Source organism: Sedimenticola selenatireducens DSM 17993, assembly GCF_000428045.1.
GTDB classification, from domain to species: Bacteria; Pseudomonadota; Gammaproteobacteria; order Chromatiales; family Chromatiaceae; genus Sedimenticola; species Sedimenticola selenatireducens.
In genome coordinates, this window is record NZ_ATZE01000010.1 from 96,678 (window position 1) to 110,078 (window position 13,401).

13 protein-coding genes are annotated in these 13,401 nt (G+C 62.5%); all 13 read right to left on the reverse strand.

Features of this window, described 5'->3' with window-relative positions; translation table 11 throughout:
* Positions 1–8: 8 nt before the first annotated feature.
* The gene (locus tag A3GO_RS0109215) at positions 9–932 is read right to left on the reverse strand and encodes a hypothetical protein (RefSeq protein WP_037375023.1); all 924 of its coding nucleotides are present in this window, start codon (positions 930–932) and stop codon (positions 9–11) included.
* A 2-nt stretch (positions 933–934) separates the two neighbouring features.
* Positions 935–1,405, reverse strand: a complete 471-nt coding sequence (locus A3GO_RS0109220; protein WP_029133152.1) for a rhodanese-like domain-containing protein — start codon at positions 1,403–1,405, stop codon at positions 935–937.
* The gene (locus A3GO_RS0109225; protein ID WP_029133153.1) at positions 1,402–2,157 is read right to left on the reverse strand and encodes a HisA/HisF-related TIM barrel protein; all 756 of its coding nucleotides are present in this window, start codon (positions 2,155–2,157) and stop codon (positions 1,402–1,404) included. The genes A3GO_RS0109220 and A3GO_RS0109225 overlap by 4 nt, the downstream gene beginning before the upstream one ends.
* Before the next feature lie 260 nt (positions 2,158–2,417).
* On the reverse strand, positions 2,418–3,350 hold the full coding sequence (locus tag A3GO_RS23320) for an Mrp/NBP35 family ATP-binding protein (protein WP_051302061.1): 933 nt from the start codon (positions 3,348–3,350) through the stop codon (positions 2,418–2,420).
* On the reverse strand, positions 3,347–4,411 hold the full coding sequence (locus tag A3GO_RS0109235; RefSeq protein WP_169720395.1) for an Mrp/NBP35 family ATP-binding protein: 1,065 nt from the start codon (positions 4,409–4,411) through the stop codon (positions 3,347–3,349). The genes A3GO_RS23320 and A3GO_RS0109235 overlap by 4 nt, the downstream gene beginning before the upstream one ends.
* Positions 4,408–4,671 (reverse strand): hypothetical protein, encoded by a 264-nt coding sequence (locus tag A3GO_RS0109240; RefSeq protein ID WP_029133155.1) that lies wholly within the window; start codon positions 4,669–4,671, stop codon positions 4,408–4,410. The genes A3GO_RS0109235 and A3GO_RS0109240 overlap by 4 nt, the downstream gene beginning before the upstream one ends.
* Before the next feature lie 84 nt (positions 4,672–4,755).
* Positions 4,756–5,907: a 4Fe-4S binding protein gene (locus tag A3GO_RS0109245; RefSeq protein WP_084609964.1), complete on the reverse strand. Its 1,152-nt coding sequence runs from the start codon at positions 5,905–5,907 to the stop codon at positions 4,756–4,758.
* Positions 5,898–6,332 carry a methylglyoxal synthase gene (locus tag A3GO_RS0109250; RefSeq protein ID WP_037375025.1) on the reverse strand — a complete coding sequence of 145 codons (435 nt, stop codon included), beginning with the start codon at positions 6,330–6,332 and terminating at the stop codon, positions 5,898–5,900. Before A3GO_RS0109250 ends, A3GO_RS0109245 begins: the two co-directional genes overlap by 10 nt.
* A gap of 215 nt (positions 6,333–6,547) precedes the next feature.
* Positions 6,548–7,702 (reverse strand): glycosyltransferase, encoded by a 1,155-nt coding sequence (locus tag A3GO_RS0109255; protein WP_029133158.1) that lies wholly within the window; start codon positions 7,700–7,702, stop codon positions 6,548–6,550.
* Positions 7,699–8,451, reverse strand: a complete 753-nt coding sequence (locus A3GO_RS25310; protein ID WP_084609966.1) for a TorD/DmsD family molecular chaperone — start codon at positions 8,449–8,451, stop codon at positions 7,699–7,701. Before A3GO_RS25310 ends, A3GO_RS0109255 begins: the two co-directional genes overlap by 4 nt.
* 61 nt (positions 8,452–8,512) lie before the next feature.
* Positions 8,513–11,182 carry a molybdopterin-containing oxidoreductase family protein gene (locus A3GO_RS0109265; protein ID WP_037375027.1) on the reverse strand — a complete coding sequence of 890 codons (2,670 nt, stop codon included), beginning with the start codon at positions 11,180–11,182 and terminating at the stop codon, positions 8,513–8,515.
* Positions 11,183–11,192: 10 nt separating this feature from the next.
* Positions 11,193–12,080: an NrfD/PsrC family molybdoenzyme membrane anchor subunit gene (gene nrfD, locus A3GO_RS0109270; protein ID WP_029133160.1), complete on the reverse strand. Its 888-nt coding sequence runs from the start codon at positions 12,078–12,080 to the stop codon at positions 11,193–11,195.
* 11 nt (positions 12,081–12,091) lie between these two features.
* Positions 12,092–12,814 (reverse strand): 4Fe-4S dicluster domain-containing protein, encoded by a 723-nt coding sequence (locus tag A3GO_RS23330; RefSeq protein WP_084609968.1) that lies wholly within the window; start codon positions 12,812–12,814, stop codon positions 12,092–12,094.
* Positions 12,815–13,401 lie beyond the last annotated feature (587 nt).

The window sequence follows — 13,401 nt, forward strand, 5'->3', positions numbered from 1 at the left end:
TGTACCCATCATCGCTCCCGCTCCGCCCTGGTTGGCACGAATCGCGCCAGCTCCACCAGCACCACCTGGTCGGGATCAACCTCGTCCAGCTCCCCCGCCCTGAAGCGATAAACCAGCTTAGCACGAATCACCCCGGCTGCTTCATGCAGCGGGATTTCGAGCACACGGCCCGTACCTGGCGGCAGTGTGTTCTGCCGCCAGCCGGCGCTGGCCGAATGGAGCCATCCGAAGCGGTAGCGCCGACTGTCCAGCATCCGCTCCTGTGCGTCGCGCTGTTCAACCAGCAGCCAGACCGCGCGTCCAGTGGTTCCGCCCGGCAAGGCGTGTCCCGCGCGGTGCCGAATCTGCAGCAGCGCAACCCCGCCCTCCGCATCATGCCGAAAGGCCATCCTCAAGGTGGCGATGCCCTGCAGAAAGCCGGGCCGGGTCGGCCCCCGGAAATCATGACTGTTGCCACTCCCTTGCAGGTGGCAGGTCAGGCAGTCCTCGCCCCGGCGGGCCGCCGGCGAGTCGAGGAAGCCCTGCAGCGTGATCTCTCCCGGCGCATCATGGCAGCGGGCACAGACCTCCGGCACTTGCAGGGCAGGATAGGGGTGTCCATTCGCACCATGGCAATCGGTGCAGATGACACCTTCGGAACCCGAGGGGGAGTGACAACCAAGGCAGGCCTTCGGTTCACCCTTGCGCCGCCATTCATCGAGAAACGTTTCGGTGCGCGCCGCCACGGCCATGCGGCTGCGCTCAAACCCGGCCTGTTGCCGCGGGTGACAAGCGGCGCAAGAGGCCGACTCATCAGGGGGGTAAGCGGTTTCGGAGCAGGCCAGCAGCGGAAAAAAAAACAGAACCACAACCCGTGCCAAATCAAATCCGGACAGATGCTTCCCGACTATTCCTGGGAGGGTTACCGGTCGCCTGACTACTGCGGTCAACATCCTCAATCAAACACCTGGGACGGGCTGCCGCCCTCGCACAAGCCCCTGGGAATAAGAAAGGGGACACTGCCAGGCCGGGTGTAGGTGGATTGCGGAATCTCCACACTACCGCCTGCCTCGACCCAACCCGCGATGCCACCCTCCAGTATCCACACCTGGTGACCGGCGTCGGTGAGACGGGCAAACCAGGCCTCCACCAACTGTTCGGAGGCACCTTCCGGCAGCAACAACACCAGCCCCCCGCCACCATCAGGCAAAAAGCCGCTCGGTTCGACTCCGCCATCCAGCGCCCCGGCAAGGGTTCCGGCACGATACGCAGCGCGGCCACGCACATCCAGGATCAACGGCGGATCGGCTGTATCCAGCCACGCCTGCAACTGCCCGGGGCTGACGCCTGGCCAACGGGCAGAAAGGTCGCCAGACCCCAGCAGCAGAAACACCGCCAGGAGCAGCAGGATAAACAGGGGCCTCACACCGTGCCTGCCGGGGCATCTCCCTGACCTATGCGGATGGGCACCTGCTGCAGCGGCACGCGGGGAATCAGCGCCTGCCTCAGTCGTTCCATGCCGGACTCCCGGGCCAGAGCCTCACCAACCACCACCGCCGATGCGCCGCCAGCCCGGGCCAGGTTTTGCAGGTACTTCAATTCGGAAACACCACCGGACAGCCAGATCGACAGGGGGCCACCCCGAACCCTGTCCAGCACATCCAGATCCAGCCCCTTGCCACGGGACTCGGCCGCTTCGGAGTGCAGCCACAGTGAATCGAACCCCAGCTCGGCGGCCCGGGTGACCGCCTCGGAAAGCAAGGTCTCGCCATCACTCACCCGCCAACCCTTTATTGCCGCCGTATCCGGCATGTAGAAGGAGAACCCTTCGCCGACCGCAGGTCCTGAGAATCGATAACTGGTTTCCGGCTTGAAGACAGTCAGCCGGGGCACCCAGTGCAGGCCGGGCCAACGCTCCTGCAGTCGGGCGGTCGCTTCCAGTCCCTGGTCACAGATCCAGCGGCTACGTTCGCCATCTTCACGCCACTCCACATCACGCGCCGGATCACCCGCCAGCAGCAGCGCGGTCTCAAACACCAGATTCCCCAGCCGTTCCGGGGTGCAGCCGCACGGATTGATCACCAGGCCATCAGCACCGGCCAGCCAGGCGTCCGCCTCCTGTTGCATATCCTCAGCTTCTGGTTGGTACTGTACAAACAGTTTGGTCTCTTCACTCATAACCCTACCTCAATCGATTAATCCGCGGTTTCCCGGATTGGTGGATGCGCCTGGCGGCTTATCCACCCGTACTGGACCAATTTGGTGAACCCTGTAGCGTGGGCACAAAAAGCGAGCCCACCCTTCTACCGAGCTAAGGCCCACCACCTGTAGGAGCGGCGCCCTCGCCGTGATTCGGCCCGGGGCTGACCTCCTACAGCTCGATGGGTGAGCCAGCGAACCCCAGCCTACGAGCCTCTCTTTAACGTGTTTTTCCAGCGTTAATCATCCAACAGATTTTCCCAAAAGGTTTCGTGTTTGGAGCGCATCTCATCGCTGCTCTCCCGCGTCCGGGATGCGCGCTCCCGCCCGACCGCCTCACTCACCTCCAGGGCAAGATCGGAAAAAGCGGCGGCAGCCACGCTTTCGGGACGACCAATCACCAGTGGCAGACCACCATCGGCCAGCATCTGCCCCTCCGGATCGAGTGGCACGCCGCCCAGGAACTTGACATGCTTGCGTCCGGCCAGGGCCTTTGCCGCACCATCGGGGAACAGCGGCTGCACCTCACCACAACATGGGCAGAGGTAGCTGCCCATGTTCTCCACCAGGCCGAACACCGGGATATCGAGGTCGTGAAACATGGCGATTCCCCGGGCCGCATCGACCACCGAGAGTTTCTGTGGAGTGGTCACCAGCACCGCGCCGGTGACCGGAATCTGCTCCAGTATGGTGAGCGGAACGTCACCGGTGCCGGGCGGCAGGTCCACCAGCAGGATATCCAGCTCCGGCCAGGCGATATCGTGGAACATCTGGGTCAGGGCCTGGGTCACCAAGGGTCCCTTCCACACCAGCGCCGCCTCGGGTGGCAGGACGTTACCCACCGACACGGTCCAGACGCCGTGATTCTGCACCGGCAGGGTGCGTCCCTCGTCATCCACCGGGAGCTCGCGGTCGGTACCCATCATGCGGGTGATCGACGGACCGTACAGGTCGGCATCGAGGATGCCGACACGCTTGCCGGCCCGGGCCAGGGCGCAGGCCAGGTTGACGGTGACGGTGGATTTGCCGACCCCGCCCTTGCCGCTGGCCACCAGGACGATATCCTCGATCCCGGCAACCGGCGCCTGGGGCTCGGCATACCAGGCCTGCTCACTTCCGGGATCGCCCCTATTCACCTGCACGTCAATGGGAAACTCCGGTAATCCGCTCATACCCCTGCCTCCTTCCGCACAGCCAGTTTCAGATCATCGGCGATTCGGCTCGCCAGGGCATGGAATAACGCCCCGTTACCGGCACTCTCCCTGGCCACCGGCTCGCCACTGTCAGAACCCACCGCCACCTCCGGAATGAACGGCAGACTGGCCAGCAGCGGCAGACCGGTCAGGTCTGACAGCCCGGTGGCCCCGCCGGCACCAAACAGGGCACCCACATGTCCGCAACGCCGGCAACTGACCCCGGCCATGTTCTCCACCAGCCCCAGGCAGGGGACCGCCAGGTCGGCAAACATCTCCAGCCCACGCCGCACGTCATCGATGGCCACCTGTCCCGGGGAGGTGACGGTGATCACGCCGGACAGTGCCACGACACGGGCCACCGCCAGATGCACGTCCGAGGTTCCCGGAGGCAGGTCCACCAGCAGGATATCCAGGGCGCCCCAGTCTATATCGTTGAACAACTGCGGCAGCCCCTCGTCCACCAGGGATCCACGCCAGATCAGGGCCTGCGCCTCGGGCAGTAGCAGGCCGATCGACATCATGCGTACGCCGAACGCCTCCCGGGGAGCGATACAATCGCCCGCCGCCGTGGTTTCTGCCCGTCCACTCACCCCCAGCAGGGTCGGCGCCGAGGGTCCGTAGACATCGGCATCCAGCAATCCCACGGCGTACCCCTGCTGCGCCAGAGCCACGGCAAGATTGGCCGTCAGGGTTGACTTGCCCACCCCACCCTTGCCGCTGTGCACACCCACCACGTGGCGGATACCCGGCAACGAGTCACGCCCGGCAATGGAGCGGGGGCGCGGCTTTACCACAGCGCGCTCAACACCCGGCAGGGATTCCACCAGCGGGATGATCGCATCAGCCAGCGGTTCCAATGCATCCTCCGCAATCCGCTCCGGGTCCAGCAGCACACGGACGGCACCCGCCGTGGCCACCACGTCATACACCTGGCCGGCGCTAACGACATCCGGACCGCCGTCACTCAGACTGAGTTGGCGCAAGCTTTCCAGCACCTGCTGCTCCAGACTCTGTATCGGTTGATATGAGCAATTCATGGACATATTAAAGCTTCCTTCAGGTAGTCCCGGATAGCCAGCGCCTCCTCGGCACTGATCACCTGGTCGGCGCCGTGTTCATGGCGCATTACATCGACAATGGCTGGCCGCAACGCCGGTTCAAATTCGCACAGACGCGCAATTCGCAGTTCGTGACAACTGGAGCAACGCGCCAGAAACAGCTCCCTCGGTGTTCGCGGCAGCATGGCCCACCAGACGAACACCGCCGAAAGCAGGACCATCAACACCCCGGCACCCATCCACTTCCCCCTACTTTGCATGACAGACAGTGGACAGGTTATGGATCGAACCAGTCCATCTCCGATCCCTTTGCCTGCGCGTCTCTAGCCGGACAGCATGTCGAGCCACTCGTCATCCAGCTCCTGTTCATTGCCACATATCCGGCAGTTCTCTTGTCCCGACTGCTCCGGGACAAAGGGTGTCCCGCAACGACCGCAAGGCCGTTGGCGGAGGTGGATTAACCGCGAACGGCCCGCCTCCAGCTCTTCCAGGGCGAGGGCGGAATGCGGCACCATCGCCCCTTCGGGGCAGATGCGCTCACACAGCAGGCAGTCAGTGCAGAGCAGCGGATCGAAGCTCAGCTCCCGTGCCTGGCCACTCTCAGCGGCCTGCAGGGCACCCGTGGGACAGCGTTCGCCGCAGGCCAGGCAGCCACTGCACAGCGCATTGACCGAACGTGGCGTCCAGGGCAGCGGCGCGTCATCACGCCAGGGTACCCGGCCGATCCGACTCGCCAGCACCGCCTGGTATTGGACCGTGCGTTGCGGATACACACTGCTCTGGTAGAAAGGCAGCACGTCCGCGTCCGCCTCCTCCGGGCGGAGGCCGGGAACGATCCATTCCGCCGCCTGAGTCACCGCCTGGGCGCCACCAAAGCGCAGGAAGGCGCGGCGACTCAGGTGGGGTTGATCCTGGTACTCACGCACCGCCTTGCGCGCCCCGTCAGCGGGGGCCAGATCCAGCAGCGGCGACGCCTCGCCCAGCCATTCGTCGAGGGTCTCGGCAACCTGGCGAAGCCCGTCTCGGGCATCGCCGTAACGGCATTCGGCACAGTGATCCAGTCCATGCAGGGCCAGTATCTCCACCCCCTCCGCCCGGGCCGCGCTGATCAGGCGCGCATCGAGCACGGCATGGCAGGGGATCACCACACCGCCGCCCGCGCCGGTGCTGGCACGGCAGTGCAGATCGACCCGCTGCCGCCCTGCCAGGGCGGAGACAAAACGTTCCGGTACAAAACCGCTGGAGCGCAGGGCACCAGCCGGACAGCTGGGCAGGCAACTGTTGCAACCGGTGCACTTCTGCTGGTCCAGATCCACGGCATCTGCCGACAGCCGCAGAGCATCGGAGGGACAGACATCGCGGCAACGGGAGCAGTGCTCCAGGCGGCCGCGCAAGTTGATGCACAGCTCTTCCTCGACGATCATTTCGGATAGCCTCAGGTAACCGTCGGCCTGTTCGGACGTGGTCATTCGCATGCCGCTTTCTCCCTGGATTCATCAGCCGCCGGCGCGGCGGCGATCTTACGCCCCAGCCAGTAGGTCAGGGCGACGGCGCTGACCATGTTGGTCGCCAGCGGCACGTTGTTCAGATCACAGACCCGGTAGAAGGGCGTGATATCCGGTTCGTCGGCAGCCGGGGTCTCCGGGTCGCGAATAAAATAGACCGCCCGGATCGTATTGGTACAAACCAGACCGCAGAGCTGGATCTCACCACCTTTTTTTCCAGAGAAGAGGTGAGTGACTTCCAGGCCCAGTTCACGCTCTATGGCCTCCCCGGTCTCGCTGGTGGCAAGCAGGCGATACTCACTGAAGACCGCCAAGCGGTTTTTGATCAGTTTGATCAGCTCCGGCAGCTTGCGCTCGTGCGCGATCAGGATCACGGTCTGTCCGGCACCCGCCATGTTATGCACCCCCCAATGTTGTATGGAAGTTGTGTAGGTTGGGGTGAGCCCGCGAACCCCAACGGAGTTTCATGCCTGCATGCCATGATGCTGGGGTTCGTTCCTCACCCCAACCTACGGGCTTCATGGTGCTCTCGGGCCAACAAAAAAAGTGAAACATCCCTGTCTCAAGTTGGTACCGGAGTTCTGTATCTGGTTGCTTATGCATGGCGGGTTCAAACCTCCGAAAGCGGCGCCGGAAAGGCTGGAAGCCGATACGCCTCACCACCCGGCAGACACTCCGAGCGGACTTTCAGGTAGAGCTGCCGGTGGTCCTCGGCAAGCCGGTCGATAGACGCAAGGGGATCATCCATGGCCGCGAGCCTGTCCCTCACCCCGACCAGCCAGCGGGTCTGCTTCAGGCGGCGCTCCATGGCCGCGTGATCATCATGGGCGAAAGTACAACCGTGTATGCCTTCACGAAATTCGGCGCCCTGCACCCGGTCGGAGCGCAGCACCGGCAGACGCAGCGCGGCGGCCAGATCGAGCAGCGGACTCTTGCACTGCTTGACATAGGGCATCAGCAGCAGATCGGCATCCCGGAACAGGGCGGCGACCTCCCGGGGTGCCACATAGCGGTCGATCAGGGTGATGCGGGCGGCACGGCTGGCGGCGTCAAGCAACGCCTCCGATATACCGCCCAGCACACCCTCGCCCGCCACCACCAGATGTACCGTCCCGGGCCAGTGGTTGCCGGCCACGGTTTCCAGCAAACGGTCCAGTCCCTTGCGCCGGCAGCCGTGGCCGAAGAACAACAGTCGACGCTCACCCGCCACTTTTTTCGGAGCAGGCGAATCAGCCTGGCATTCCAGCGCCTGCAGCGCCAGAAAGTTGGGACTGCCGGGCAGTAGCATCAACCGTTCCCCCGGCGTATCCAGCAGCTCCTCCAGGGCCCAGGCCAGGTGTGCGTCACGCGCCACCACCCGATCAATCATGCGGTACAACAACCGGTAGGCGGGCATCAGCAGCCAGCGCTTTTCATGGGGCAGGATATTGTGCGGGGTATACACCACCCGCACCCCCTGTTTGTGCGCCCAGCGCACGAAGCGCAGGGCCCGGAAGGGATTGTCAACCCACTGCAGGTGGACGATGTCGGGACGGGTTTCGATAACCTGCCGACGCACACAGCGCCAGCCGCGCCAACCGCCGTCCAGGCAGGCCTGCTTGTGAAACGGCACCGCCCAGTCGCCCAATTCGTCGCGCCGGCCGGTCAGCAGCTGGGTCTCGATCCCGGCCCGCTGCAGGCCCAGCGCCAGAGCGTGGCTGTAGTGGCTGAGGAATCCGCGACCGGAGGCCTCAACCAGCAACACCCGCGGGTCGTTTCTGCTCATAGTCCGGAGGCCTTGCGGAAATCGGCGTCGTAGTCCAGGCGCTTGGGCTCACGCCGGTTCAGCTCCGCCAGTTCGCGCAGACGCCGTCGTTCTACCCGCTGCTCCAGTTCCGACCAGAGCGCCTGTTCTGCCATCTCCAGCAACCTTTTATAGAACGGCAGCAACGCCGCTTCGGCGGCGCGTCGACACCAGCCCGGCGCCCACTCGGCCAGCTGCTCCAGCAGGAAGGTCTCACGCTGTGTCCGGTACTGTTCGGCCCGTTCGTTATCTCCGGCAAGCCGTGCGGTCGCCTCGGCTTCGGCCAGAAAGGCATAAAACCCGAGCATGGTGCCGATATGATCAGGGAACTCCCCGCTCAGGCGGTTGCGATAATCCAGGCCGGCATGGCGATAGGCCGCCGCGGCGCGATCCGCCGGCTCCTTGAACATGCAACCGGTCTCGACGACCGAGGCGTAAGGGCTGACACAGCCCGGCGCCACGAACAGCCCGGTATACTCCTCGGCCAGGGCCTCCACCAGGGTCGCGGTCGGGGTGTGGTAAAAATCCTCGTCAAATCCCAGGCCGGCCGCGGCCAGCGGCCCGCGCAGTTCGCCGCGGATCAGGTCGATCAGAGCCGCGTCCGCCTCCTCTTCGAGACAGCGTGCCAGAAAGCCGAACAGCCCGGCCAGGGCCTGCGTCTCATCCACCTGCTCTTGTTCAAAACCGTTTTCCATTATTGCTTCCGATGCCATAGTCGTTGTTGTCTGCATCTCTTCTCCTCCCAGTCAGCAAGTACACCCCCGGCATCCGGGACACCGGGGGTGTGGCAGGTTAGTGGCCGCCGCCATGCAGCTCCGGTTCCGGGAGGCTGTTCCAGTCGATATCCACCTCTTTGTGCTTGGCACGGTGGATGTCGCCGGTATAGGCGTAGCGCAGGGTCTCCTCGTAATCCTTCATCGAGGCCTCGACGCTGACATCGGTATCACCGTATTTGTCCCCGGGCTGGGCCTTGGCGACGGTGACCACCGTGTCATACCAGCCCTGGGAACCGCCGATCGGATCCACCGCCAGGCGGATGATCGGATTGGGATGCACTCCCTTGTCGTTCCACCAGACATTGTTGGCGATATCCGCATCCCCGCCCTGCATGTAATCGGCAGCCTGCTCACGCTGTTTCAGCTGCGCCAGACGTCCGTATGCACTGTGGCCGCAAGCGGTGGAGATGGCCACCACATCCGGATGGATTCCCTCGGTGACGTGGGCACGAGTCACGATATAACCCAGCGGAGAGGTGACCCGGATCAGGTCCCCGTCGGAGAGTCCGCGCGCCGCCGCCGTCTTCGGATTGATCCAGGCCGGATTCTTGTGATAGAGCTCGGCCAGGTATTTCAGCGAAGCGGTCCGGCTCTGGGTGTGCACATTCACCTTGTAGGTGGTGAGCACCAGTTCATCCGGCTTCTTGTCCCGGGAAGGCAGGCGCTTGTAGACCGGCAACGGGTTGAAGCCGTACTTGCGGTAGCTCTCCTTGTAGATTTCCATGCGCCGCGAGGGGGTGCCGAAGCCGACCATGTTCCGGCCGTTGACCTGCACACCGATCGCCTGCCCGTCCTTCTTGATGGTGCCGTCGTTATCGACCTCGGCACCGGCCATGTCGGACGCGGAAAGCTCCTTGGTGTAGAGACCGTAATCGGGCTCCACCTCGTTACCGTTCTTGTCCACGATCTTGGCGGTCTCCTTGTCCACCTCGCCATAGATGGGCCAGACCCCTTTCTTCTTCATGAAGTCCCAGCCGCCATCCTCCTTGAGGCCCGGAATCGCATCGAAGTGGGCCCGCATCCAATCCTCGACGCTGTTGAAGGCGAAGTATTTCTTGATTCCCAGGGCGCCATCCGGATCAACCTTGCGGATCACATCGATCAGCGTCTGGCGGAACTCCTGGGTGCCGCCCAGCGGTTTGATCACCGGCTGCCGGATGGAGAGGCAGGGATAGAGCCCGCCGGGCATCGACTCGGGATCGTGCCGTTCCAGGTAGGTGACATCGGGAATGATCAGATCCGCCAGCTCGGTACTCTCCGACATGTAGGGGCTGAAGGATGCATAGAAGGGCACCGTGTTTTCGTCGCTCAGCATCTCCTTCCAGACATGACTCGACGGATAGGTGTAGACCGGATTGTCATAGTAGGTCATCCAGACCGACACCTTGGCCTCGCCCTTCTTGATCATGTAGGGGGCATGCGTCGATACATGATGCGAGGCCAGCGGATAGAGTGGCGGCGCGGCGATTACGCTGGCTGTCTTGCCCTTGGGCGGTACCGGCTGCGGCTGCGGCCAGCCCATGCCACGCGGCAGGCAGTACCCCCCTTTCTTCTCCACGTTGCCGGTGATCACATTCAGCATGTTGATGGCTGCTTCCTGGTAGGAACCCCAGACATGCTTGCAGGGCCCCCGGTAGGAGAAGGTGGTGGCCGGCTTGGTGGTGGCGAACTCGCGGGCGATGCGCCGAATGTCCTTGGCCGCCATTCCCGACTCCTCCTCGGCAAACTCCGGCGTGTAGGGCTTCAGGTGATCGATCAACTGCCGGGCGCTGACGTTGGTCCAGTTATCAATGAAGTCGGCATCGTACAGACCCTCATTCATGATTACGTGGGCCATGGCCAGGGCGATGGCGCCATCGGTCCCCGGGTAGGGGAAGTAGGCCTCGTCGGCGAAGCCCGAGGTGTTGGACATGCGCACGTCGAAGCTCACCAGCTTTGCCTTGTTGCCGACCACACCGTCCACCAGCCGCTGGGCATTGGGATTCATGAAGTAGGCGGTCTCCAGCACATTGGAGCCGAAGTTGAGGATGTACTTGGTGTTGGCCCAGTCACACGACTCAATATCCGGCCCCCAAGTGGGCTCCAGCCCGACCTTCTTGGAGGATTCGCAGATATTGGTGTGGTTGAGCATGGTGTTGGAGCCGAGGGCGTGCATAAAGCGGCCCACGGCGCCGCCGGTACGATCACGCCCCCACTTGAACACCATCTCGTTGAGAATTTCCGGCTTGTGCTCGGCGTTGGCACGATCGATCACCTCGCGCAGTTTGCTGGCTAGCAGGGTGGTGGCCTCGTCGTAGGAGATACGCTTCCACTTGCCCTCGCCCCGCTTGCCGGTGCGCAGTAGCGGCGTCATGATGCGGTCCGGATCGTAGACATGCAGGAAGCCGGAGTTGCCCTTGGCGCACAGCTTGCCACGGGTGTTCGGGTGATCCATGTTGCCTTCCAGCTTGACGATACGGCCGTTCTCCACATAGGCGACACCGCCGTCCTCGATATTGCAGGCCATGCAGGTATAGGGCACCGCCTGGCGTTCCGCACCGGTGGTCGGCGAGTAGTCCTTGCCTCCCAGCTCCTGCTCCATGGCGACCAGGCGACTGCTGGTCAGGCCCAGGGCGCCGGCCGCAGTCCCCACCGCGCCGCCGAACTTGATAAAATCGCGGCGGGTGAATTTTATAGAGTCACTCATCTTTGTCTCCTCAGAAATTGATCTGGGTGAGCTGACCGGCATAGATCAGCACTTCCCTGAAGCTGTAAGCACCCACCGCGCTCAGCACCGCCGCCAGGGTCAGTATTTTTGGATCACGACCCAACTTCGGTATGGCGACCAGCACCAGCGGCGCCAGGATCCCGATCAGGAAGGTCATCCCCCAGTACTTGAAGGCAAACTGCTGATTGATGATCTCCCACGCCTGCTGCTTCTCGCCGGTGCCGTAGTTGAGCACCACCCACTCGGCCAGGAACAGGGCGAAGGTGACCGCCAGGGAGAGGTAGAGAAACGCGTGCAGAAACTCGGCAGCCCGCTGGTCAAGTTGACCGCGCAGCAGCTGGATGACCGCCACCACCGCGGTACCGGAACTCATGGATAGAATTACGAACAGCAGCGGGATGGTCGGGTTGCTCCACAGTTCCCGGGTCTGGTTCACCATCAGATCGAGGCCGGTATAGAGCGGCATGGAGAGTGCCAACAAGGAACCCAGGATACCGGTCCAGCGCATCAGGCCCTGGTTATCCTTTATCGATCCGTAATAAAAACCGACAATACAAAGACCGAACAGCGGCAGGAACAGCGAGCCCCAGGAGAGCGGCGAGGTCCAGTGGAAATAGAGAATCGGGTAGAGGAACCTGGCCGGCTGGCCAAGATCCACGATCAGCAGCGGTCCGCAGATGGCCAGCAGTACCAGGGAGGCGATCAGGCCGACCCTCTGGAACGGCTCCATCGACTTCGCCGCACCGCCAAAAACATTGCCGAATACCACGGGTGCCGCGGCGTAGACAAAGGTCATACCGGCGGCGCCGATCAGGAAGAAGTAGATGACGATTTCGTGCCCCCAGGGGGCGATGTTGTAGTCCATGTACTCAAACATGATGCATTCCCCTATAGAACACCTGAAAAGAACTTGCTGCCCCGGTTGCGCTGGTAGAACGCCTGCGCATCGGAGCGAGCAGCATAGGATTGCGGCGCGCTGAACACCTGCTCGGTCTGGGCACGATCCGGCTTGATGTAGTACACCTGCGGACGGGTACCCTTATCCGGCTTCAGCACCACCGTCTTGTGCCGGGCCACCAGGCGCGAGACCTCGCTGTTGGGGTCGTTCAGATCGCCGAAGATGCGCGAACGGCCCAGGCAGGTCTGTACACAGGCGGGCGCCAGGCCCTTTTCAACGCGGTGATTGCAAAAAGTGCACTTGTCCACCACGCCGCCGATCTTCACCCGGTCCCGGTTTTTCGGCAGCACGTGGCGCGCATTGTAGGGGCAGGCCGCAATACAGGTGCGGCAGGAGATGCAGCGTTCATAACGCTGCAATACAAACCCGTCCTCATGCTTGTAAGTCGCCTGGGTCGGGCAGTTACGGACGCAGGGGGGATTGTCGCAATGGTTGCACAAGCGGGGCATGAAATGACGCTTGGTGTTTGGGTAATGACCGGTATCCTTGACCTTTACAGTAGTGCGCCATACACCAAGCGGCACATCGTATTCAGCCTTGTCTGCACAAACGCAAGCCATGCAACCGATACATCGACGCAGGTCGACGACCATGGCCCAACGTTTTTTACCGGGCACGCCCAGGGATGGTTCAGTCTGAAGACCAACGGGCATGGGATATCCTCCTTAAGTTTTTGTGTTGATGCGGCAAAAAACCGACTGCTGTCAGGAACCTTTCAGGCCATTCTTGTCTGCTTTGCGGCACCGTTCTTGACAGAAGACACTTCAGCATGATCCATACCACAGTTTTTTAGTGTGTTTTTTAACTTATTGTTATTTATAATAATTTATACAACAGCCGCACCCATACACGGCCATTTGCCAATCCCTTTACCCCAGGAGGGTTACAGATCGGTAACGGGCGCCTTTATACTCATTCATTACTTGTTGATTTACATGGTTTTTTTACGCGCCACCCCGATAACGGGCAGATGTTACCCTCTCGTAACGGACGCCACCCCCCCTCCCCGGGCAAGTGACAAACAGACCCGATGTACGACCCCAAAAGGCCTGACCCACCGCATTGCCGCCCGCTGTCGTTACTATTCGGTAACGCTACCTATGCCCAACCGGGCGGCGTGGTTCATCTTAAAAGTTGCACCTGACGGGGGGAGACTATGACCGAAGCGCCCAGCACAACTGTTGGGGGGAGGCACCGCGCCGCACTCAACCGGTGAATTGAATATGCCATGCTGGGCAAT

What these genes read in the sequence shown, in the direction of transcription:
- A3GO_RS0109215 (WP_037375023.1), bottom strand. Translation starts at nt 932, where the DNA reads ATGTTGACCGCAGTAGTCAGGCGACCGGTAACCCTCCCAGGAATAGTC.
- A3GO_RS0109225 (WP_029133153.1), bottom strand. Translation starts at nt 2,157, where the DNA reads ATGAGTGAAGAGACCAAACTGTTTGTACAGTACCAACCAGAAGCTGAG.
- A3GO_RS23320 (WP_051302061.1), bottom strand. Translation starts at nt 3,350, where the DNA reads ATGAGCGGATTACCGGAGTTTCCCATTGACGTGCAGGTGAATAGGGGC.
- A3GO_RS0109235 (WP_169720395.1), bottom strand. Translation starts at nt 4,411, where the DNA reads ATGAATTGCTCATATCAACCGATACAGAGTCTGGAGCAGCAGGTGCTG.
- A3GO_RS0109240 (WP_029133155.1), bottom strand. Translation starts at nt 4,671, where the DNA reads ATGGGTGCCGGGGTGTTGATGGTCCTGCTTTCGGCGGTGTTCGTCTGG.
- A3GO_RS0109245 (WP_084609964.1), bottom strand. Translation starts at nt 5,907, where the DNA reads ATGCGAATGACCACGTCCGAACAGGCCGACGGTTACCTGAGGCTATCC.
- A3GO_RS0109250 (WP_037375025.1), bottom strand. Translation starts at nt 6,332, where the DNA reads ATGGCGGGTGCCGGACAGACCGTGATCCTGATCGCGCACGAGCGCAAG.
- A3GO_RS0109255 (WP_029133158.1), bottom strand. Translation starts at nt 7,702, where the DNA reads ATGAGCAGAAACGACCCGCGGGTGTTGCTGGTTGAGGCCTCCGGTCGC.
- A3GO_RS25310 (WP_084609966.1), bottom strand. Translation starts at nt 8,451, where the DNA reads ATGCAGACAACAACGACTATGGCATCGGAAGCAATAATGGAAAACGGT.
- A3GO_RS0109265 (WP_037375027.1), bottom strand. Translation starts at nt 11,182, where the DNA reads ATGAGTGACTCTATAAAATTCACCCGCCGCGATTTTATCAAGTTCGGC.
- nrfD (WP_029133160.1), bottom strand. Translation starts at nt 12,080, where the DNA reads ATGTTTGAGTACATGGACTACAACATCGCCCCCTGGGGGCACGAAATC.
- A3GO_RS23330 (WP_084609968.1), bottom strand. Translation starts at nt 12,814, where the DNA reads ATGCCCGTTGGTCTTCAGACTGAACCATCCCTGGGCGTGCCCGGTAAA.